Source organism: Duganella sp. BJB476, from assembly GCF_003416895.1.
Lineage (GTDB): Bacteria > Pseudomonadota > Gammaproteobacteria > Burkholderiales > Burkholderiaceae_D > Rugamonas.
In genome coordinates, this window is record NZ_QVIO01000003.1 from 200,056 (window position 1) to 220,587 (window position 20,532).

The 20,532-nt window shown below is 63.2% G+C and carries 25 protein-coding genes; 6 read left to right on the top strand and 19 right to left on the bottom strand.

What is annotated here, in order from left to right:
• Positions 1–45 precede the first annotated feature (45 nt).
• Positions 46–1,086 (top strand): glycerophosphodiester phosphodiesterase, encoded by a 1,041-nt coding sequence (locus D0T21_RS14245; protein ID WP_373886675.1) that lies wholly within the window; start codon positions 46–48, stop codon positions 1,084–1,086.
• A gap of 70 nt (positions 1,087–1,156) precedes the next feature.
• Here D0T21_RS14245 and D0T21_RS14250 read toward each other — a convergent pair whose 3' ends face one another.
• Both D0T21_RS14250 and D0T21_RS14255 read right to left on the bottom strand, forming a co-directional pair.
• Positions 1,157–2,569 (bottom strand): HAMP domain-containing sensor histidine kinase, encoded by a 1,413-nt coding sequence (locus D0T21_RS14250; protein ID WP_116990258.1) that lies wholly within the window; start codon positions 2,567–2,569, stop codon positions 1,157–1,159.
• Positions 2,566–3,261: a response regulator gene (locus tag D0T21_RS14255; RefSeq protein ID WP_116990259.1), complete on the bottom strand. Its 696-nt coding sequence runs from the start codon at positions 3,259–3,261 to the stop codon at positions 2,566–2,568. The genes D0T21_RS14250 and D0T21_RS14255 overlap by 4 nt, the downstream gene beginning before the upstream one ends.
• Positions 3,262–3,419: 158 nt before the next feature.
• Here D0T21_RS14255 and D0T21_RS14260 point away from each other — a divergent pair, with 158 nt between their 5' ends.
• On the top strand, positions 3,420–4,199 hold the full coding sequence (locus D0T21_RS14260; RefSeq protein ID WP_158568011.1) for a MipA/OmpV family protein: 780 nt from the start codon (positions 3,420–3,422) through the stop codon (positions 4,197–4,199).
• On the opposite strand, the gene D0T21_RS14265 is transcribed toward D0T21_RS14260, so the two are convergent.
• Positions 4,193–4,879 (bottom strand): SCO family protein, encoded by a 687-nt coding sequence (locus D0T21_RS14265; protein ID WP_116990263.1) that lies wholly within the window; start codon positions 4,877–4,879, stop codon positions 4,193–4,195. The two genes, D0T21_RS14260 and D0T21_RS14265, sit on opposite strands and share 7 nt — an antisense overlap.
• Positions 4,860–6,146 carry a selenium-binding protein SBP56-related protein gene (locus D0T21_RS14270; protein ID WP_116990265.1) on the bottom strand — a complete coding sequence of 429 codons (1,287 nt, stop codon included), beginning with the start codon at positions 6,144–6,146 and terminating at the stop codon, positions 4,860–4,862. Before D0T21_RS14270 ends, D0T21_RS14265 begins: the two co-directional genes overlap by 20 nt.
• Before the next feature lie 149 nt (positions 6,147–6,295).
• Between D0T21_RS14270 and D0T21_RS14275 the strand changes: the two genes are divergently transcribed.
• Positions 6,296–6,562: a type II toxin-antitoxin system Phd/YefM family antitoxin gene (locus D0T21_RS14275; protein ID WP_116990663.1), complete on the top strand. Its 267-nt coding sequence runs from the start codon at positions 6,296–6,298 to the stop codon at positions 6,560–6,562.
• Positions 6,563–6,569: 7 nt separating this feature from the next.
• The gene (locus tag D0T21_RS14280; RefSeq protein WP_116990267.1) at positions 6,570–6,827 is read left to right on the top strand and encodes a Txe/YoeB family addiction module toxin; all 258 of its coding nucleotides are present in this window, start codon (positions 6,570–6,572) and stop codon (positions 6,825–6,827) included.
• A gap of 8 nt (positions 6,828–6,835) precedes the next feature.
• Here the strand turns inward: D0T21_RS14280 and D0T21_RS32435 are convergent, their stop codons facing one another.
• The 3 genes from D0T21_RS32435 to D0T21_RS14295 are packed head-to-tail and all read right to left on the bottom strand — an operon-like array spanning position 6,836 to position 11,170.
• Positions 6,836–7,588: a DUF4440 domain-containing protein gene (locus D0T21_RS32435; protein ID WP_116990268.1), complete on the bottom strand. Its 753-nt coding sequence runs from the start codon at positions 7,586–7,588 to the stop codon at positions 6,836–6,838.
• Between the two features lie 57 nt (positions 7,589–7,645).
• Positions 7,646–8,827, bottom strand: coding sequence for a hemin-degrading factor (locus D0T21_RS14290; protein WP_116990271.1), 1,182 nt, complete (start codon positions 8,825–8,827; stop codon positions 7,646–7,648).
• Between the two features lie 9 nt (positions 8,828–8,836).
• Positions 8,837–11,170, bottom strand: coding sequence for a TonB-dependent receptor domain-containing protein (locus D0T21_RS14295; RefSeq protein WP_116990272.1), 2,334 nt, complete (start codon positions 11,168–11,170; stop codon positions 8,837–8,839).
• Positions 11,171–11,368: 198 nt separating this feature from the next.
• Here D0T21_RS14295 and D0T21_RS14300 point away from each other — a divergent pair, with 198 nt between their 5' ends.
• Together D0T21_RS14300 and D0T21_RS14305 are read left to right on the top strand one after the other, a co-directional pair.
• Entirely contained in the window at positions 11,369–12,445 is a 1,077-nt protein-coding gene (locus D0T21_RS14300) for a poly(3-hydroxybutyrate) depolymerase (RefSeq protein WP_116990275.1), read from the top strand.
• An 18-nt stretch (positions 12,446–12,463) separates the two neighbouring features.
• Positions 12,464–12,952, top strand: coding sequence for a hypothetical protein (locus D0T21_RS14305; protein WP_116990277.1), 489 nt, complete (start codon positions 12,464–12,466; stop codon positions 12,950–12,952).
• Between the two features lie 77 nt (positions 12,953–13,029).
• On the opposite strand, the gene D0T21_RS14310 is transcribed toward D0T21_RS14305, so the two are convergent.
• The 12 genes from D0T21_RS14310 to eno form a co-directional block, all read right to left on the bottom strand.
• The gene (locus tag D0T21_RS14310; protein ID WP_116990280.1) at positions 13,030–13,365 is read right to left on the bottom strand and encodes a hypothetical protein; all 336 of its coding nucleotides are present in this window, start codon (positions 13,363–13,365) and stop codon (positions 13,030–13,032) included.
• A complete protein-coding gene (locus tag D0T21_RS14315) occupies positions 13,358–13,732 on the bottom strand; it encodes a hypothetical protein (RefSeq protein ID WP_116990282.1) in 375 nt (124 codons plus the stop codon). Before D0T21_RS14315 ends, D0T21_RS14310 begins: the two co-directional genes overlap by 8 nt.
• Before the next feature lie 93 nt (positions 13,733–13,825).
• A complete protein-coding gene (locus D0T21_RS14320) occupies positions 13,826–14,359 on the bottom strand; it encodes a gamma carbonic anhydrase family protein (protein ID WP_116990664.1) in 534 nt (177 codons plus the stop codon).
• A gap of 4 nt (positions 14,360–14,363) precedes the next feature.
• Positions 14,364–14,990, bottom strand: coding sequence for a glutathione S-transferase N-terminal domain-containing protein (locus D0T21_RS14325; protein WP_116990284.1), 627 nt, complete (start codon positions 14,988–14,990; stop codon positions 14,364–14,366).
• 15 nt (positions 14,991–15,005) lie between these two features.
• Positions 15,006–15,698 carry an aspartate/glutamate racemase family protein gene (locus D0T21_RS14330; RefSeq protein WP_116990286.1) on the bottom strand — a complete coding sequence of 231 codons (693 nt, stop codon included), beginning with the start codon at positions 15,696–15,698 and terminating at the stop codon, positions 15,006–15,008.
• A 93-nt stretch (positions 15,699–15,791) separates the two neighbouring features.
• Complete coding sequence (locus D0T21_RS14335; protein WP_116990665.1) at positions 15,792–16,181, bottom strand: VOC family protein; 390 nt, start codon at positions 16,179–16,181, stop codon at positions 15,792–15,794.
• A gap of 53 nt (positions 16,182–16,234) precedes the next feature.
• The gene (locus D0T21_RS14340; RefSeq protein WP_116990287.1) at positions 16,235–16,546 is read right to left on the bottom strand and encodes a DUF4124 domain-containing protein; all 312 of its coding nucleotides are present in this window, start codon (positions 16,544–16,546) and stop codon (positions 16,235–16,237) included.
• Between the two features lie 78 nt (positions 16,547–16,624).
• Positions 16,625–17,539, bottom strand: coding sequence for a L,D-transpeptidase (locus D0T21_RS14345; protein WP_116990288.1), 915 nt, complete (start codon positions 17,537–17,539; stop codon positions 16,625–16,627).
• A 51-nt stretch (positions 17,540–17,590) separates the two neighbouring features.
• Positions 17,591–17,992: a VOC family protein gene (locus tag D0T21_RS14350; protein WP_116990289.1), complete on the bottom strand. Its 402-nt coding sequence runs from the start codon at positions 17,990–17,992 to the stop codon at positions 17,591–17,593.
• Positions 17,993–17,996: 4 nt separating this feature from the next.
• The gene (locus D0T21_RS14355) at positions 17,997–18,794 is read right to left on the bottom strand and encodes a transporter substrate-binding domain-containing protein (protein ID WP_229211477.1); all 798 of its coding nucleotides are present in this window, start codon (positions 18,792–18,794) and stop codon (positions 17,997–17,999) included.
• A 7-nt stretch (positions 18,795–18,801) separates the two neighbouring features.
• The gene (gene ftsB, locus D0T21_RS14360; protein ID WP_116990291.1) at positions 18,802–19,122 is read right to left on the bottom strand and encodes a cell division protein FtsB; all 321 of its coding nucleotides are present in this window, start codon (positions 19,120–19,122) and stop codon (positions 18,802–18,804) included.
• 43 nt (positions 19,123–19,165) lie between these two features.
• On the bottom strand, positions 19,166–20,449 hold the full coding sequence (gene eno / locus D0T21_RS14365) for a phosphopyruvate hydratase (RefSeq protein WP_116990292.1): 1,284 nt from the start codon (positions 20,447–20,449) through the stop codon (positions 19,166–19,168).
• Positions 20,450–20,532 lie beyond the last annotated feature (83 nt).

Here is a 20,532-nt window from a genome sequence, read left to right on the forward strand (position 1 = left end):
CTGCCGGGCTCGGTGCTGGCGGCGGCCACGCCGGACCTGTCCGGCATGCCGGGCATCGGCCCGGTTGGTGCGGGTCCGAAGACCCCGCTGGTGTTCGGCCACCGCGGCGCCAGCGCGCTGCGTCCCGAGCACACGCTGGGCTCCTACGCCAAGGCCATCGCCGACGGCGCCGACTATATCGAGCCGGACCTGTGCAGCACCAAGGACGGCGTGCTGGTCGCGCGCCATGAAGCCTTCCTCAGCGAAACCACCGACGTCGCCAGCCATCCCGAATTTGCGAGCCGCAAGACCCGCAAGACCATCGACGGCGAAACCCACGAAGGCTGGTTCGTCGACGACTTCACGCTGGCCGAATTGAAGACGCTGCGCGCGGTGGAACGCCTGCCGCAATTCCGTCCCGGCAGCGTGCAGTACAACGGCATGTTCCAGGTGCTGACGTTTGAAGAGATCATCGACTTCACCGCGGCGGAAGCGGCGGCGCGCGGCCGCATCATCGGCCTGGTGCCGGAGCTGAAGCATTCGACTTACTTCGCCAGCGTCGGCCTGCCGCTGGAGGACCGCTTCCTGTCCATTCTTGCCGCGCACGATTACACGCGCCGCAATCCGGTCGAGATCCAGTCGTTCGAAGTGGCCAACCTGAAGTACATGCGCGGCAAGCTGGGCCAGCGCGCCAATCTGCGCCTGATGCAGTTGGTGATCGGCGAGAACGTGCGGCCGATGGACGTGGCCAAGGCCGGCGGCACGCTGACCTTCGCGCAGATGTGCACGCCGGCCGGCCTGCGCGACATCGCCCAGTACGCCGACGTGGTGGCGCCGCCGACGCGCTCGCTGATTCCACTGAAGAAGGATGGCAGCCTGGATCAGCCTAGCTCGCTGGTGGACGATGCGCACAAGGCGGGCTTGCGGGTAGAGCCGTGGACCTTCCGTCCGGAGAACCATTTCCTGGCGGCGGACTTCCGCAACAACGCCGGCGACGCCGCGCGCAACGAGGCCGGCTCGATCGCCGAAATCAAGCGCTACATCGCCACCGGCATGGATGGGTTCTTCACCGACGATCCGGCACTGGGCCGCGCCGCCCTCGCCTGAAAGCCGGGGGTCAAGTCTGACATTCGGACACGAGCTCTACCGCAACAGCGGTAGAGCTCGTGTCCGAATGTCAGACTTGCCCCCCACAGAGCGGCAGCTGGACCTGTGCCAGCAAGCCGCCGCCCTGGGCATCGCTCAGCTCGATGGTCCCGCCGTGGCTGGCAGCCACCGAGGCCGCGATCGCCAGCCCCAGTCCGCTGCCGCTCTTGGTCTGATGCGGATCGCGGAAAAAGCGGTCGAACACACGCGTACGCAGTTCCGGCGCGATGCCCGGCCCCTGGTCCTCCACCGTCAACACCGCCTGCCCGGCAACACAGGCCAGACTGACCCGCACCACCCCATGTGGCGGACTGTACTTGATCGCGTTCTCCACCAGATTGTCCACCAGCGACACCAGGCTTTCGCGCTGCCCCATGACGCACACCGGCTCCGCCGCCGCCAACTCCAACTCCACACCCCCGCGCGACGCCAGCCCCGACAACGCCGCCAGCCTGTCCTGCAACAAGGCATCCAGCGCCAGCCGCGCGTGCGGCTCGCTGCCGGTGGCGTCGCTGCGCATCAGCTGCAACAACTGGCCGACCAGCCGCCCGGCGCGGTTGCCGCTGCTGAGTATGCCGTTCAACAGTTCACGCTGCACCGGCCCGTTGGCCTGTCCCTGCATGGCTTCCGCGTTGACCCGCATGGCCGCCAGCGGCGTGCGCAGTTCATGTGCGGCGTCGGCGATGAAGCTGCGTTCGCGCAGCGCGCTCTGATTGACCCGCAGCAGCAAGGCGTTGACGCTGTCGACCATCGCCGCCAGCTCGCGGTGCGGCGGCTTGAACGACAGCGGCGTCAAGTCCTGCGGGCCGCGCGCCGCCACCTCCTGCGCCACGCGCCGCCACGGCCGCATCGCGATCCGGATCGACCACCACGCCGGCAAGGGCAGCAGCGGCAAGCTGATCAGCAAGGGCAGCAGGAAGTAGCCGCGCGAGTTGATCGTCACGAATACATTCAGGACGCCGACCGGCCCCGCCATCATCACCTGCGTATCCGAGGTGGACGAGCGCACGGTACGCGCGCGATAGCGTTTATCCTGGATGTACAGGGTCTCCATGTCCTCGGTGCCGCTACCGCGCAAGTCCGGCGGCGCGCCCTTGGAGCGGTAGACCAGCCGGCCGCCTTGCCAGACCAGCATGATCGGCCCGAGTTCGCCCAGATCGCTGGCCTCGAAATCATCGCGCAGCGCACTGTCGATGATGCTCAGGCTCTGCCGCTGGCGCTCCGGCTGGCTGGCCAGATTGTCGGCCACGCTGATGACGGCATCGAAGTTCCTGGTCGACTTCAGATAGCCGGAGCTGTCGCCGCCGTTGTGGACGATGATGGCGATCACGCCGCCCCACATCACCAGCACCAGCACTACCTGCACCAGCATCAAGCGGCGCACCAGGGTCGGCTCGGCGACCACGCGCCACAGGCGTTGCAGCCAATAACGCAGCCAACTCATGCGGCACCGCCCGGCGCCTGCTGGTCGATAACATAGCCGATGCCGCGCACGGTGCGGATGTAGCCCTCGCCTATCTTGCGCCGCAGGTTGGCCATGTGGACGTCCAGCGTGTTGCTGGCGTTGGTCTGGCTGCCTGGCAGGGTTTGCTCTTCCAGCACGCGCCGGGTCAGCACGCGGTCGGTGCGCATCATCAGCATCTTGAGCAGCGAATACTCGCTGGCCGTCAACTCCACCGTGCGGCCGGCCACGCTGACGCGCCGGGTCGGCGCATGCAGCACCAGGCCGCGCACGTCGATGGTCTCGCCGTCGTAACCGTAGCTGCGGCGCGCCAGCGCGCGCACCCGCGACAGCAGCTCGGCCAGCACGAAAGGCTTGACCAGGTAATCGTCGGCGCCGCCGTCCAGGCCGGCCAGGCGGTCGTCCAAGGTATCGCGCGCGCTGAGGATCAGCACCGGCAGGCTACCGCTGCTGTCGCCCTGCACCTTGTTGCGGCGCAGTTGCCCAAGCAGGGTCAGGCCGTCGCCATCGGGCAGGCCGAGGTCGAGCAACACCAGGTCGCAACCGTCGCGCTCCAGGCTGCGCCGGGCATCGTCGAGGGTGCGCACCCACACCACCTCCATGCCCTGCTCCGTCAGTGCGATGCGCACGCCGTTGCCCAGGTCCAGGTCGTCTTCTATCAACAGGATTTTCATAGGCGGTATTAGAACATCCGAATCTGAAGATGAGCTAAAGAAGTCGTCTTCATGTTTTCTTCATCAAAGGCTCAGATTGCCTTCATGACGGCTCTCCATACTGCACGCAGTTGACCGGGCCATCGTGGCGCCGGCGCTACTTATGAATGGACTCAACCATGAACCCACGCCTGATCTCCATCGCAGCGGCTTGCCTGTTGCTTCCCTCCTTGGCCCTGGCGGCCGACGACAGCCAGTTCCTGCTCGGCGGCGGCGTTGCGGCCGGCGCGCGCTATTCCGGCTCCAAGCAGAACACCGTCGCGCCGCTGATCCTGCTGGACTACAGCCACGCCAGCGGCTTCTTCGCCAGCACCATGCGCGGCGTCGGCTACGGCGGCCAGGAAGGCCCGCTGAGCTACAGCGCGGCATTGGGCTATCGTGGCGAGCGCAAGGAAAAGAACGAGAAGGGAGCTTTCGGCAACACCGGCAGCGCGGAGCTGAAAGGCATGGGCGACATCAAGGGCAGCGCCAGCGCCATGCTGAGCCTGGGCTACAAACCCTTGTCCATGCTGGAGCTTAACGTCAGCGCGGACATTCCGCTGTCGCAGCGCGAAAACGGCAAGAACTTCCACACCGGCGTGACCGCCCAGTTGCTCAACGCCCCCAACGACCAGGTGTCGCTGAGCGCGGCGGCGGGCTTTGCGGACAGCAAGTACGCGCAGACCTACTACGGCGTGACGGCCAAGCAGGCGACGACGTCGAACTTCAAGGCCTACCAGGCCAAGTCCGGCCTGTACGAAGCGAACCTGATGCTGAGCTGGCAGCACAAGATCGACCCGAAATGGAGCGTGACCACGATGCTGGGCGCCAACCACCTGCTGCGCGACGCCTCGCGCAGCCCGCTCACCCAGCGCAAGACCAGCCCCACCGGCGCGGTCTACGTGAGCTACGCCTACTGAGTTTCCAGCAGCAGGGTCTGGATGTCGCGGTAGATCAGCTCGGGCTGCAGGAAGGCCGGGCTGTAGATCTCGCGCACCCTCCCCTGCGGGTCGAGCAGGAACAGCTTGACCTGATGGTAGTACAGCCGCGTAGGCTTGCCCTGACTATCGAGCTGGACCGAGGTGCTCTGCCCCAGTTCGTCGAGGATGGGTTGCAGCTGCTCGACCGAGCGCGAGGTCAGGAAGTGCCAGCGCAACGGCTGGCCGGGACGTCCCAGCGCGCCGCCGTAGTTACGCATGGCTTCCGGCGTGTCGTTGACCGGATCGAAGGAGATGCTGGCGAACTGCACCCGGCGCGCCAGCGCGGGCGTCTGCAGCAAGCGTAGCCGCAGATCATGCAAAGTGGAAAACAGCGCCGGACAGCCGACCGGGTCGCTGCAATAGGTGTACATGAAGTTGAGCAGCGTGACGCGGCCGGTGATGTAGCGTTCCAGCGGCATGTCGCGGCCTTCGCTGTCGAGCACCATGCCGCGCGGCCCCGGCTGGATCACCGGCAGGCTGTAGCTGCCGGCCGCCGGCACGATCAGTTGCGACGGCGCGGGCGACGGCCGTTGCGCCGCGCCGGCGGGCGGCGCCGCATCGGTTCCACTCAACAGCAGCACCAGCAACAACGGCCAGGTGTTAGCGCGCCAACGCCACATTGGGGGCCGGCTTGGCGCTGAACTTCATGTGGTGCGGACGGCCCAGTTTCTCCTTGTAGAAATCGATCTTCCATTGCTGGACCAGCTCCTTGCCGTCCCAGTGGTAGAGCTTGATGAAATGGTCGTCGTTGTCCAGGTCCCAGTGTTCCAGCAGGCTGGTGGTGACGTACAGGCGCTTGCCGTCCCAGCTCTGGCTGATCATGTTGACGTGCTTGCCGGTGACCTTTTCATAGACCTGGCGCGGCGCTTCCGGATTGCTCAGGTCAAACAAGCGGGTCTTGCCGTCCATGAAGGTGTTGACCCACAAGCCCTTGCCGTCGGCCGTGATCGACATGTCGACCGGCAGCGGGGTCGTGGCCGGATCGCCAATCGGTCCGACGTCGCGCGCCTGCCAGCGGCCGCTGGCGTCGGGCTTGACCAGCCACAGCTTGGAGGTCAGCGCGGTGGCGGTGATCGCCCAGTTGTCGCCGCTGGCCTGCGACCAGCGCACTTCCAGCGGCGCGCCGGGGGTGCTGAAGATCTGCAGCGGCTTCATGGCCTTGAAGTCCCACAGCACCATGGTGTTGCCGAATTTTTGCATGGCCGCCGGGTCCTTGATCAGCTTGCCCAGGTCGGTGCGGTAGTTGTTGTAGCCGGTGAAGCTGGAGGTCAGCATGGCGTTGCGGGCGGGGTTGATCGCCAGGTCGTAGCCATAGCCGTCGCCCTGCACGTCGCCGATCTTGCCGGTCGGGTTGGGATAGCTGGCCACCACGTCGCCCTTGTTGTTGTACACCGCCATGCCGGTGGCGCCGCCCATGTCGCGCGGGTTCGACAGGAAGCCGACCAGCATCCGGCCCGGCAGCGCATAGAAGGTGTGCGGGCCGACGAAGCCGCTCTTGTCGACCGCGTCATTGATGGTCTTCACCAGCTTGGGGTGGGCCGGATCGGTGCCGACGTCGAACACGAAGATCTTGCTGTCCTGCAGACGCCCGGCCCACAAGTATTTGCGGTCTTCGGTGAAGCCGACGTGGTGGGCGTCGCCACGGCCCGGCACCGACAGCTTGTTGATCACCTTGCCGTATTGGGGCGAGGCCGGATTGACGTCGATGGTGACCAGCTTGTCGTTGCCGTCTCCGATGCCCTGGATGCCCAGCGTCCAGACGTGGACGTAGTCTTCCTGGCCCTTGATCAGGTTGGACATGTAAGGAGAGTTGCAGGTTTCGTCGGCGCCGGCCGGGCCGGCCAGCAATGCGGCAACGAGCAAACTGGCGATAGGCAGCAATTTCATTCCGGCCTCCGTATATAATTATTAATATATACAATTTGACATCATCGACTTAAAAAATCAACCGTTACTTTGCGTTTGTTCGTGTAGACTTTAACTTGTACGATTTACAGTACAGGTGAATTACCTAAATTGAGGCGATGGAGTGCCAAATGAGAATCATCAATTTTTCCGATGCTCGCAGCAATCTGCGCACTGTGATCGACCAGGTGGTCGAGGATGCAGACGTCACCATTATCTCGCGCCGCGATGCGCCAGATGCAGTAGTCATGTCCTTCGACCATTACAGCAGCCTTATGGAGACTGTGCATTTGTTGAGTTCGCCTGCTAACGCGGCGCACCTGGCAAAATCAATCGCTCAGGCACGCGCAGGTCAGGCGCAGCAGCGGGAACTCATCGATATTCCCGCTGCGGAGTAAGCGCAATATGCGCAACGTGAAGTTTACTGATGAGGCCTGGAACAGCTACATCTATTGGCAAACGCAAGACAGGAAGACACTCAAACGCGTCAATGATTTAATTAAAGACGCGCAGAGAGACCCCTTCAGTGGCATCGGCAAGCCTGAGGCGTTAAGGCATAGCCTCTCTGGTTTATGGTCCCGGCGAATAGATGAGACAAACCGCCTGGTCTACGAAGCCACGGAAGAGGACTTGGTGATCATTTCTTGTCGATACCACTACTAGTACTGTATTTACAGCACCGCGCTGCTGTGGACAACGACCAGTTGCCACTGACCGTTATCCGCTTGTCGCCAGATGCGGGTGAAGCGCAGCAAGGCATCGAAGTCCTGTCCGCCGTATGAGCCGTCGAGTTTGACGCAGATGGAGGTCATCGGCAGCGCCGCATTGCCCAGCACTTGCAACTCCTCCGTTTCAACGCTGCGGAAGCGCAGCGTGCCGGAACGGTGCAGCTCCAGGTCCTGCGCCTTGCTGACGACCTGCCCCATGTGGTTGGTGAACAGCAGGTCGTCGGCCAGGATCCGGTCCAGCTCTTTCACGTCCGAGGCCAGCATGGCCAGCCGCAGGCGCTCTTCGGCCGCGCGGATTTCCACGTGGCGCTTCAACGCGCCCAATACTTCGGGAAAGTCGCCCACCACCATCGGGCCGAACTCGGCCTCCTGCGGTCCGGTGATCTCGGTGCTGTAGCTGATGCGCGCCTGGCCCGATGGCAGCGCCTCGATGCGGTGGGACACCAGTACGCGATTGCCGTCAACGACGGTCTCGTCGGTGAACTCCTGGTTCTCGCGTACAGCCCGCAGGGTGCTGGTGAAGATGTCGTCACCCGGCACCTGCATCGTGAAGCTGGTGCCTTCCGCGAACGGTCCGTGCAACTCGATATTAACGATGCCGGGGTTCCAGCGCTTCCAGCCGGCGACGTCCGACCACAGCGCCCAGACCTGCGCCGGCGTGGCGCTGGTTTCTATGCTTGATACATGGGTCCACATGGAATTCTCCTCGATTCGATGAAGACCCAGCATAGCCAAACATTAGCAATAAAGCAATCAGCGGCTGGCCTGGCGTGCGGCGCTATCCGGCTTGGGCAGTGCGGCCGTCATGTCGACCCAGCTCTGCGGCTGCGGCTTGTTACGCTCGCCCACGCCGAAGAAGCTCACCACCAGCTCGCCGTTCTTGTCGAAGAACTCCACCGACGTCACGCCGGCGCGCTTGATGACGTAGCCGCTGTTGAAGGCGTTGTCGCGCAGGTGCAGATTGAATTCCGGATCCAGCACATTGAACCAGCCGCCCGCTTCCTGCACCTTGTTGACCTTGCCGCTGAAGATCTGGATCGTCGATTCATTGCCGAGGAAGGCCATGATGTCCAGTTTCTGTTTGGCCGATTCTTCCAGCAACTGGCGCACCGCCAGCGGCGTGACGCGCCGCACCGCGCTGGCCGGCGCCAGCCGCATCGCCTGCTCGCGCGAGACGCCAAACTCGGTCAGCAAGCGGTTGAACTGGTGGACGTCGGTCAGCTCGTTCCACGCCATCTGGAATTCCTTGACGTCGACCGCGCTGTCCGGCTTCTCGGCCGCCCTGGCCGGCGCGGCGGTCACTTTCAGGTCGGCGCTCTGCACCGGGTTGCGGAACTCGGCCACCAGTTTGTCGAACACCGGCACGCCGGCTTCGCTCTTCACGTAGATCTTGTGGGCGGCGTTGCCGTGGGTGTCGAAGAATTGCAGGCTGCGCGTGACCACGCCATCCTTGCCCGGCTGGACCACTGCGAACGCGTACTTCCAGTTCTTGAAGGTGAAGCGCAGGTCGATCTCGCCGCCCAGGTAGCCGCCGGCGATGTTGCGCAGGCGGGCTTCGCGTTCCTTTTCCTTGTCGGCGTCGAGGCCGACGATTTCTTCCTGCGGCTTGAGGCGGGTGGCGACGCCGGTGCGTTCCAGCACGCCGTTGTCGTTGCGGGTCAGCGCCATGACGGTGCCCAGGTCCAGCGCGCGGCGCATGATTTCGCGCGGCACGTTCTCGCCTTCCTGCAAACGGGTGACGGTCTTGCCGATGCCGACCGCCAGCAGATCGGCCTCGGAAACGTTGAGCGTCTTGGCGGCGTCGCGCAGTTGCAGCTTAGGTTGTTCGGCACGCAGCGCGTCGTAGCGCTCGGCCAGGCTGGCGGCGTTGGCCGGCAGATTAGTGAGCAGCAAGGCGCCGGTCAGCGCCAGGGCAAAACGGTGATGAGCTTTCATGTGGACTCCTTAGTAGATCACTTTGAGGTTGACCGCGTAGTTGCGGCCCGGACGGACATTGCGTTCGATATCGGCCAGCGTCGCGGCGGTGGTGCCGGCCGGCAGGCCGCGCGCCGACGCGTAATCCCAGTACTTCTTGTCGCCGAGGTTGTAGACGCCGGCGTTGATGACGGCGTGCTTGCCAATGTTCCAGTAGGCGGTGAGATCCATCACCGTCGAGCCGGGCACGGCGAAGCGCGCGACGGCGGCGTCGGCGATGATGTCGTCGCCCGCTTTCTTGCCGCGCACGGTGCTGACCACGAAGGCCGCGCCACCGCGCAGCGCTGGATCGTCGTAGGCGAAAGTGGCGTTGGCCTTGTACGGCTGGATCGACGACAGCTCGCCCTTCTTGCCGGTCAGGCGGTTCTCCGCCGTGCCGCGCGATACGCCGCCGGCCAGTGCCACGCTGTAGCCCTTCATCGGCGCTATCCACTGGCCCAGCAGGAAGCGGCTGCTGACCTCGCCGCCCCAGGTGGTGGCCTTGCCGACGTTTTCAGGACGGTAGAGGCCGAAGGTGATGGTCGGATAGTTGACCGGATCCGGCGCTTGCGCGGCATATTCGATCAGGTTGCTGTAGCGGGTGTAGAACACCGACGAGCTCAGCTCCACACCGCTGTTTGGCCCGCCTTTCAGGCCCAGCTCGAAGGCGTTGCTGGTTTCTTTTTTCAGGTTCGGATTGCCCAGCACCGCGTAGCCATTGCCGGCGCCGGTATAGCTGAAGGAATCGTAGGTGCCGGTGCGTTCGGCCGAAGTCGGCAGGCGGGTGCCGCGGCTGTACTGTCCATAGGCGCTGAAGCCCGGCGCCAGTTCAACCGACAGGTTCAGGCTCGGCGTGAAGAAGGAGTCGGTGCTCTCCGTGATCTCCTTGGCCGCGCTCGGCACGGCGATCAGGTAGGCCGCCAGGTTCTTCGGCGTCAGCTTGCGCTGCTCGCCGCGCAGGCCGGGCGTCAGCGTGGCCTGGTGGCCGAGCAGTGTGAAGCCGAACTCGCCGCGTACGTAGGCGGCCAGTTTATCGGTGTCCATGTCGGCCATGCGGTTCTTCATGGTGATCTGGTGCGCGCCGGTCTTGATGACGGTGCGGTCTTCCAGCCACGGACGGCGCGACTCCTGTTGCTCGTAGCTGATGCCGTAGCTCAGCATGCTCAATGGATCGAGCTGCTTGCTGGCGTCCAGCGCCAGGCCCTTGCTGTTGTTGTAGAAGCCGGTCGAGATATTGCGCAGATAAGGCTGGCCGCCGGTCAGGTAGCTGGCGCGGGTCAGGTCCACCACCGATGAGTTCTGCGTGTAGGCGCGGGTGTCCAGCGTGTCGAACAGCAGGCCGGAGCCCGGCGTGTAGTGATGCTCGATGCTGTAGCGGGTGCGCTCGGTGCGCGAATCCTGGGTCGTGCCCTCCGGATAGGAAGGACCCAGTTTGTTGGCGAAGACCCGGTCGTGCTGGGCCTTGTAGTTGTCGACGGTGAAGTTCAGTTGCTGGTCGCGCGCCAGCTTCCAGTTCAGCTTGGCCAGCACGGCGTCGGAGCTCCAGTCGTCCGGGTTTTGCGGCGCGCTGCCCTTGCTCTTGCTTTGCTCGCCTTCGCGGTGCACGCCGACGATCAGGCCTTTCAGGTTTTCGCTGAGCTTGGCGGCGGCGGTCACCGCGTGCATGCGCTGCGCGTGGTCGGAGGTGTAGCCGAACTTGTAGTCGGCGTAGAGGTTGCGGGTGCTCAGGTAGTCTTCCGGCGCCTTGGTGATGAACGAGACCGAGCCACCGATGCCTGGCGTGCCGGCGCCGGCCGGGCTGGTGCCGGAACCGATGCGCACTTCGCGGAAGATTTCTGGATCGAAGTAGTCGCGGCCGATGCCGAAGGCGTTGGTGCTGGTGCCGTCCGGCTTGGGCGCGGCGTCGGGCAGCGCGATGCCGTCCAGTTCCAGGCTGACGCGGTTGCCTTCGGCGCCGCGGATATTGAAGCCGGTATTGCCGGCGCCATCCCAGATATTGCCGGAACCGCTGGCGGCGGCCGGCACGCTGATCAGTGGCGAATAGCGGGCGATGTTGGCCATGTCGATGGCGTTGTTCTGGCTGATCTGCTCGGCGCCGATGACGACGGTGGCGCCGCTGCGGGTGTTGCCGCTGTCATCGCGCTTGGCTTTGACCAGGATCTCGCCCAGCGCCGTCGCGGCGGGCGGATCGGCGGCTTCGGCGGCATGGGCGGGCAGCAGCGCGGCTCCCAGCAGGGTCAACAAGGCGGATTGCACCGCCAGCGTGACGGCGTGTAGGGACAAAGGCGCGGCCGTATGCCGGGCGCCCGAAGTGATAGCGGCCATAGAGTTCCAAGAGTGGGGTGACGGCTGGCTCTCGGACCTACGGCGATTGCTGGCAAAAACACATCTTAACAATAATGATTCTCATTTACAAGCATCTATTCAATCTTCGGGTAGCTTGATATGGCTCAACCGCCTTCCATGGGGCGCCCGCAGAATACCGCTTCTACGCGATGATTCAACCCCACCAGGAGGTCCACGATGGCTGCAAATGCAAACGGGAAAATTGTTCAACTCGGATCGTACAAGGCGTCGAAACAGAATAATTCCATCTCAGGCCTGTCGTCCGGGGCCTTCATGACGGTGCAGTTGCATCTGGCGCGCTCGGCCAGCTTTGCCGGTGCGGGCATTATCGCCGGCGGCCCGTTCCGCTGCGCCGAGACCTACCAGCCAGTCGGGCCGGTGACGGCGGAAGATTCGCGCATCGAGAACTCCATGTACATCTGCATGAATCCGCTGACCCCGCAAACCGGCCCGGATGCGCAACGCCTGGTCGCCATGGCCAAGGACACGGCCGATGCGGGGCTGATCGACGACATCGCCAATCTCGCCGACGACAGGCTCTACATCTTCACCGGCAGCAAGGACGACGTGGTGTATTCCGACGTCGTGGAGAGAACCCGGCAGTTCTACGAAATGCTGGGGGTGCAGCAGAAAAATATCAGCTACCGTGACGATGTGCCCGCAGGCCACAGCATCATCACGGACAACCCGGAAGATTCGGAGCTCGATCTCAATCAGCCGCCCTACATCAACAACGGCGGCTTCATGCAATCGCACGACATCCTGCGGCATATTTATGACGACTTGAAAGACCCCGCCGAGCAGCTCACCGGGAAATTGCTGTGTTTCGACCAGCGGGAATTTCTTGGCGCGGATGCGCCGTGGGCCAGCATGAGCCACTTCGGCTACGCCTATATCCCGTCCAGGGTGCTGGCCGGCGAAGTGAAGGAACCGCGCGTGCACATCGCCCTGCACGGCTGCAAGCAAGGCTACAACTACACCGACTACGTCAACGGCCGCGCCGACACCGCCAACCAGCCGCCATACGGCAACCGCTACATCACCACGACCGGCTACAACCACATCGCCGAAAGCAACGACATCATCGTGCTCTACCCGCAGGCCGAAGGCACGGACAACGGCCAGATCCAGAATCCGGATGGCTGCTGGGATTGGTGGGGCTACAGCAACAAGGACGAAAACTCACCCTACTATTCGCGCGATGCCGTCCAGATCAAAGCGATCCACGCCATGCTTGACCGCCTTTGCGCTTGAGCGACTACGGAGTATGTCATGAGCAAATTTCCCATTTCTACCGGATCGAATTCCCTGCCAAAAGAAGGCGTCGCCGCCGAATCCATGGCGCTGGCGTCGAACACGTTTGCGCCGCTGGCGCACGCGATGACCGCGCAAAGACTGGTGCAAAAAGACGCCACCCACCTGGTCAACAACGGCGCCATGACCTTGGCGCTGGCGGCGAAGCTCTGGAATCCCAGCGTTTGGAGCGAGTGGACGCAGTTGCAGGCAGCCATAGCGCTGCGCCTGTACGACCAGAACCAGGACTGGCACAAGGGTTGCGCGATTCTGGTCGAGGATTATGGGCAGCTAAAGCAGGCCAATACCATGTCCAAGCTGATGGAAAAACAGGGCAATCTGGTCTCGCAATCGGCCGCGCTCCTGACCAGCCAGACCACCAATTTCGTGGCGCTGCTGGAGAATATCGACGTCGATTTCGGCTACTGGATGAGCCAGAAAATACAGCAGGATCAGCCCGCCAGGTAGTTGTCGGGGGCAATTTCGGTAACCTGCCATCTTGGCCGATTGCTGGAACTGCCCCTGCTCTGCAGTCGGGCAAGCTCTCAGCTGTAACGGCTCTTTTTTGATCGGATTACTTGAAGTGCGTTATCGTGCTGTGAGCCTGCAACGATATCTCTCAAATGCAATATGCCTGCGTCATACTGCACGTGGAACCGCCAGCCCGATATCTTGTCCACGTCGGCACGGTAAATCGCCTGCTGTACACCTCGCACTTTGTGAAGGCGAGTGACGGGAAATTGTTTCGACTTGTGGCATTCGTTGTTCTCAAGTTCGACAAGCCCCGCGAGGAACTGCAAGCGATGCCGGTCATCGGGCAATATTTTTTGCGCGTCGTAGATAACGCCGAAATGATCTGCAAGTGGTTTCTTTTCAGGCATGTTGCCATCCCCGGGCCGAAAGATCAGGATAAAGAAGGTCAATGGCAGACTCAATTGCTTGATCAAATCCTGAACGAGATACCACGCGCAGCAGGGTCCAAACTACCCGCTCAAACACAGGGTCATGCTCCATGGTCAGCACAACATGGATACGCTCGTTGATTCGCAAGGAATAGAGACTCGACTCCAGCGCCCCAGGCAACACGACAGTATGCCGTCGAAAAAATCGTGAGCTCGGGACGCTGCCGCTTTCATCCAACATTGCGCTGTACCGGTTCAGTTTGGCGGCAATCAGTTTTCGGTCGGAGGCAGAAAATTTCACCAGGTCGGCATCGAAGCCAGCGGTGATATCGAACCGAATGTCCATACGGCCTCCACGTCTGATCACTATCACCACTATAGCAGCCGCACCTCGCACTACAATCCGGCTCAGCGTTCGCCGTTGAGCAAACGCATTGAGCTATTGCCCGGCGAGGTAGTTGTTCTTCACGCGCACATAGTGCTCGGCCGAGTACTTCAGGTAGGCGATCTCCTCGGCGGTGAGCGCCCTCACCTTCTGCGCCGGGCGGCCAACGTACAGGTGGCCGCTCTCCAACACCTTGCCGGGCGAGACCAGGCTGCCGGCGCCGACCATCACGCGGTCCTGCACGACCACGTCGTCCATGATGATGGAGCCCATGCCGATCAGGCACTCGTTGCCGATGGTGCAGCCGTGCAGCAGCACCGAGTGGCCGATGGTGACGTAGTCGCCGATGATCAGCGGCGAGCCGTCCGGCTTGGCGGCGTTCTTGTGCGAGACGTGGCCCATGGCGAAATCCTGCACATTGCTGCACGCGCCGATGACGATGCGGTTGACGTCGCCGCGCAGCACGGTGTTGCACCAGACCGAGCTGTCGCGGCCGATGCGCACGTCGCCGATCACTTGCGCGGAGGCGTGCAGATAGATGTCCTCGCCGAGGACGGGGCTGGTGTTCAGATAGCTCGATACGGGCATGGCGTCAGGCGACATAAGTGCTGTCGCCGTGCGGCGCAGCGTGGAAGGCAGGCAATGCTTCGGCCTGGCGCGAGAATTCAGCTTGCAGCGGATAGCGCGACGCATCGACCACTTCCGGCAGCATCTGCTGCATGAAGTGCCAGGTCACGGCCGTCATCACGCCGGCGTGGTCCATCTGCGCCGCCGACAACGGATGGGCGCGCAGCTCGGCTTCCAGCGCATCGAAGGCCGCCAGCATCTGCACGGTCACGCGCTCCACCCACGGTTGGTGCAGCTTCTCGGCCGGGCGCACCATGCGCTCGTACACCAGCTGCACGCCCTTGTCGCAGGCGGCCAGCGCCAGGCCCAGAACGCGCAGCGAGCGCAGCAACTCGGTCGGCATCGACGGCGTCAGGCGGCTGGCCGGCATCGCCAGCGCTTCCGCGTACTGCACGATCAGCGTCGAATCCATCAGCACGGTGCCGTCGTCGGCCACGAAGGTCGGCGCCTTGACCACCGGATTGAGCTGGCGGAACTGCTCGAAGGTGCTGAACACCGACAGCGACTGGTGCTCGAAGCGCACGCCCATCAACTGCAAGGTCACCGCCACGCGGCGGACATAGGGGGAATCGAGCATGCCGATTAATTTCATCTTTTTCTCCAGTAGTTAAGCCAGCGCCCACTCGGCGGCCTTGCGCGCGTGGATGGCGGTGGTGTCGAACAGCGGCACGTCGGCGTCCGCCTGCGCGATCAGCAGCGAGATCTCGGTGCAACCCAGGATGATAGCCTGTGCGCCCTGCGCCACCAAGCCGGCGATGATGCGGCGGTACTCGTCGCGCGAGGCGTCGACGATGCGGCCCAGGCACAGCTCTTCGTAAATGATGCGGTGGACGATGTCGCGGTCGTGCTGGTCCGGCACGATCACGTCGAGGCCGTGGCGCTCGTGCAGGCGGTCCTTGTAGAAGGCCTGCTCCATCGTGAAGCGGGTGCCCAGCAGGCCGACCTTGCCGTAGCCGGCGTGCTTGATTTCCGTGGCGGTGGGGTCGGCGATGTGGAACAGCGGAATGTCCACCGCCGCTTCGATGGCGTGCGCGACCTTGTGCATGGTGTTGGTACACAGCACCAGGAAATCGGCGCCGGCGGCGCGCAGCGAGCGTGCGGCGTCGGCCAACAACGCGCCGGCCGCGTCCCAGTCGCCGGCATGCTGCAAGCGCTCGACTTCATGGAAGTCCACGCTGTACAGCACCACCTTGGCCGAATGCAGCCCGCCCAGATGCTGCTTGACCGTCTCGTTGACCTGACGGTAGTAAGGCACCGTCGATTCCCAGCTCATGCCGCCTATCAGTCCGATTGTTTTCAACTGCGCTCCTTCCAGAAATCCGGCCTTGCGATCCGCTGCCGCTGGACGCAAGCATACACGGCGCTGCGCTTTTGCGCTGCCGACGCGGGCGCTTCAGGCTTCTGGACGGGCGTAGCTGACGGTCAGGATTTCCCACTGGTGGCCGCCGGGCTCGCTCCAGTAGACGATGCTGCCGCCGTTGTAGCTGCCGACCTGGTAGTCCATATCGGCAAACACCGAGCTGCGGTATGGGATGCCGGCGGCCTTGATGCGGCCGAGGATGGCGTCGAACTCGGCCTGCTCGACGCGGAAGCAGTAGTGCTGGAGCGGGATGGGTTCCGGCCACTGGTCGAAGTCGATGGTCAGGCCGTCGTTGACGAACACCGGCGCGAACGGACCGACGCCGGTGGGCGACCACGGCACGTCCAGCAATTCCGCCAGCTGCTTTGCCGCCGCGAGCTTGTCGCGCACCGGCACCAACAAATGATCAAGATGAATAGTCATATGCACCTCCACCGCCATTGTAAAACAGCCCGGCGGCGGCAGGCGCGAGATAGTCAGGACTGTCGGCTGGCCACCTGCTGCGGCGCGGGCTGCTGGCGCGGACGATAGTTAGGCGCCAGCAGCTTGTATTGCTGGCGGCGTTTGAATTCCGCGTCGCGCTGCTGCCAGGTCGGGCCATTGGCTGGCGGCGCCGGCAGCACGGTCGGCTCACCGTTCATTTTCAACTCGGCGATCGGCGCGTTGCCGGCATCGTCCTTGTTGTCGGTGTAGTGTATGCGGCCTTGGGCGTCGGCCCATTTGTAGATTTGCGCGTGACCGCTCGCGCAGGCGCACAGCAAAGTGATAGTCAGTAATGTTCGGGACATGGAGGATTGTTCTCATGAAGAATCGACCCGCCGATTGTACAAAAAATTACTATCTAGAAATCTATTGAAATGTCACCACTATTGCAATAGCACCACCGCCCCGCGCGCGATCGAATGCACTACCGCCATCACGTCCCAGTTGGTGAGGCGGATGCAGCCGTGCGATTGGGTCTTGCCGATCTTGCCCGGCTCGGGCGTACCGTGGATGCCGTAGTGTTCCTTGCTCAGTTCTATCCATGCGAGGCCGACCGGATTGTTGGGACCCGCCGCGATGCGGGCCTTGGCGTCACCGGCCTTGGCGTCCCAGAACAGCTTGGGGTTGTAGCGGTATTCGGGATTGGTGGCGACGCCGCGCACCTGCCAGCGGCCTTCGGGCAATGGATCGTGCTTGCTACCGGTGCTGGCGGGGAACTGCGCGAACGGCATGCCGCTGGCGTCGAGCAGGGTCAGCGTGCCTTCGCGCGCATCGACCAGAATGGAGCTGGCTTTCGGCAGCGGCTTGGCGGCGGCCACGTTGGGTACGGTCAGCTGGGTGCCGGCGCGCGTCAGCGACTTGCCGGGATTGAGGCGGCGCAGCAGATCCGGGCTGCTATGGAAGCGTTCTCCCAGCGCCTCGGCCAGGCTGGCGTAACCCAGCGCGGGCAGCTTGGCCTTGGCCATCATGCCGGCCGGGACCGGCGTGTAGGGACCGGCGACGTCCTGCGCAGTGATGGTGTAGGTATCGAGCACCGGCGCCTGGTCGCGCTCCAGCTCGGTCCAGGTGGCGGCATCGACCACGCCGGTCAGCGGCAGCTGGTGCAGCTTCTGGAAGCCGCGTATGGCCTGGCGCATATTGCTGCCGTAGGCGCCGTCCATTTCGCCGGACGAAAAGTGTGCGCGGTCCAGCAGCACCTGTGCCCGCAACACCTGATCGCCTTTGGCATGCGGGCCGATGGTTGCCGCGTTGGCGATGCCGGCCACCGCCAGCGCTCCTGCAAAAAATAAGACTCTCAAACCAGAACTCGAATGACGATGTGGGCGCTTATTCTAGCTTAAGCGTGCTCGCTACGGCGCTTGTAAAAGTTGTTGTGCGACCTCCCAGCTGTGGCCGGCAGGGTCGACGAAGTTAGCGGTGCGCATGCCCCACGGACGATTGACGGGTCCGGCCAGCACGGTCACGCCGCGCTGTTGCAGCTGCGCGCAGACCGCATCCACATCCGGCACCCAGATGCTGATCTGGAAGCGCGAACCGGCGTCACGCGGCGCCACCACGCCCGGCGCGATGATCTCCGGCGCGCTGCCCGTGTGCAGCAGGTTGACGATCAGGTTGTTGAACTTGAGCGCGGCCGAGACCGCGTCCTCGTACACGACCGGCACGCCAAATACTTCAAGATAAAATGCCTTGGCCGCCGCCACGTCTTCGACAAACAGGCTGATCGCGCTCAGGTGGTTCAAATGGGATGTCATCGGCTTACTCCGGTTTGCGGTATTTTTGCATCACGTCGCCGAGGCGGCCGCGGTGCGAATCCAGCCAACTCCACAGCGCTTCGACTTGCTCGTGATGGGCGCGATAATAATTGGCGTTGAAGGCCAGCCACAGCCGCGTGTTGATCAACGGCTGCGGCAGCTGCACCACCACGCCGCGATAACGTTTCAGCGTGGCCGCCAGGTGCTCGGGCTTGACCAGGTTGACCACCACGCCGTCCACCCGGCCCAGCTTGAGCTTCTCGATATTGCGCTCGAGGTCGCGGGCGCCGTCGTCCAGCGTCAGGCCCGATTCGCGCAGGCGGACATTGTAGCCATTGCCTTGCACCGAACCCAGCACCTTGCCGCGAAAGTAGTCGTTGGGATTGGTGCTAGCCGGCAGCTTGTCCTTGACGCGCACCAGCACCACCAATGTGTTGTGCAGCGCGCGGTTGCGGTCGACGTTGCCGTCCTTGTCGCGCGGCAGCGCGATCTCGGCCGCGTAGCTGGGCTGCTCGCCCAGCGGCGTCATGTCGATGTCGCCCGCTTCCAGCGCCACCCGCAGGCGCGCCACCGGCAAGCGCACCAGCGTCGGCAGGCAGTTGAAGCCGGAACCCATCACCGCGTTGCGGATCAGGTCGACCGCCGCACCCGGCGGTTCAGGCACTTGCTCGCCCTCGCCTATCCAGTACGGCGGACGGTTCTGGTCCATATAGCCAACCCGCAGCGGCGTGCAAAGGCCTGCGCCATGCGCAAGGGGGACAAGCGTGGCCAACATCAGCAGTATGCCAGCACGGATCGTCATGGATGACTCAGTTTTCGGGAGGTTTGGGCGCCAGCGGCGGCGGTGCGGCGGCCTGGCCTTTGCCGACGATCTGGATGAAGATTTCGTTTTGCTTGATCATGCTGAGCTCGTAGCGAGCACGCTCCTCCACTGCACCGGTGCCGTCCTTGAGGTCGCGCACTTCGGAGTCGAGCTTGGCGTTGCGGGCGATCAGTTCCGCGTTTTTCTTGTGGGCGGTGTCGACCTGGCCCTCGAAGTCCTTCACGCGCAGCCATCCCCCCTTCCCCAGCCATAGTGGGTACTGTATCAACAGCAGCAGGGCTGCCAGTGCGAGGGTGATCAAACGCATGGAGTCGACAGCGGCCGGAGGTTGTCCGGCCGCGCTTGCTTAATTACTTCAGATTATAGAACGCGTCGCGGCCTGGGTAGGAAGCGATATCGCCCAGATCTTCTTCGATACGCAGCAGCTGGTTGTACTTGGCCATGCGGTCCGAACGCGACATCGAGCCGGTCTTGATCTGCAGGGCGTTCATGCCAACGGCGATATCGGCGATGGTCGAATCTTCGGTCTCGCCCGAACGGTGCGAGATCACGGCGGTGTAGCCGGCGCGCTTGGCCATTTCGATGGCGGCGAAGGTTTCGGTCAGGGTGCCGATCTGGTTGATCTTGATCAGGATCGAGTTGGCGATGCCCTTCTGGATGCCTTCTTTCAGGATCTTGGTGTTGGTGACGTACAGGTCGTCGCCCACCAGTTGGATCTTCTTGCCCAGTTCCTTGGTCAGGATCGCCCAGCCGTCCCAGTCGCCTTCGTGCATCGCGTCTTCGATCGAGATGATCGGGTACTTGTCGCACCAGGTCGCCAGCAGGTTGGTGAACTCGGTGGCGGTCAGGCTCAGGCCTTCGCCTTCCAGCTCGTACTTGCCGTCCTTGTAGAACTCGGAAGCTGCGCAGTCCAGGCCGATGGCGATCTGGGTGCCTGGCTCGTAGCCGGCTTCTTCGATCGCCTGGATGATCAGCTTGATCGCTTCTTCATGGTTGGCCAGCGATGGCGCGAAACCGCCTTCGTCGCCCACGGAGGTGCTCAGACCCTTCTTGTGCAGGATCTTTTTCAGCGTGTGGAACACTTCGGCGCCGTAGCGGACCGCTTCCTTGAAGGAAGGGGCGCCGACTGGAATGATCATGAATTCCTGGATGTCCAGGTTGTTGTCTGCGTGCGCGCCGCCGTTGATGACGTTCATCATCGGCACTGGCAGTTGCATCGCGCCCGAACCGCCGAAGTAGCGGTACAGCGGCAGGCCGGCTTCTTCAGCGGCGGCTTTGGCGACAGCCATTGACACGGCCAGCATGGCGTTGGCGCCCAGGCGTGCCTTGTTTTCGGTACCGTCCAGGTCGATCAGGGTGCGGTCCAGGAAAGCTTGCTCATTGGCGTCCAGGCCCATGATGGCTTCCGAGATTTCGGTGTTGATGTTCTCGCAGGCTTGCAGCACGCCCTTGCCGAAATAACGCTTCGGATCACCGTCACGCAGTTCGATCGCTTCGCGCGAACCGGTCGATGCACCCGACGGTACGGCGGCGCGGCCCATGACGCCCGATTCCAGCAGCACGTCGCACTCGACGGTAGGATTGCCGCGCGAGTCAATGATTTCACGTCCGATGATGTCAACAATAGCACTCATGTCATTCTCCAAAGTTAGGCGATGCGAAGTCGCTACGCGTTCTGATGCGCGTTGCGGACGAAATAACGGGAATTGTACCCGGC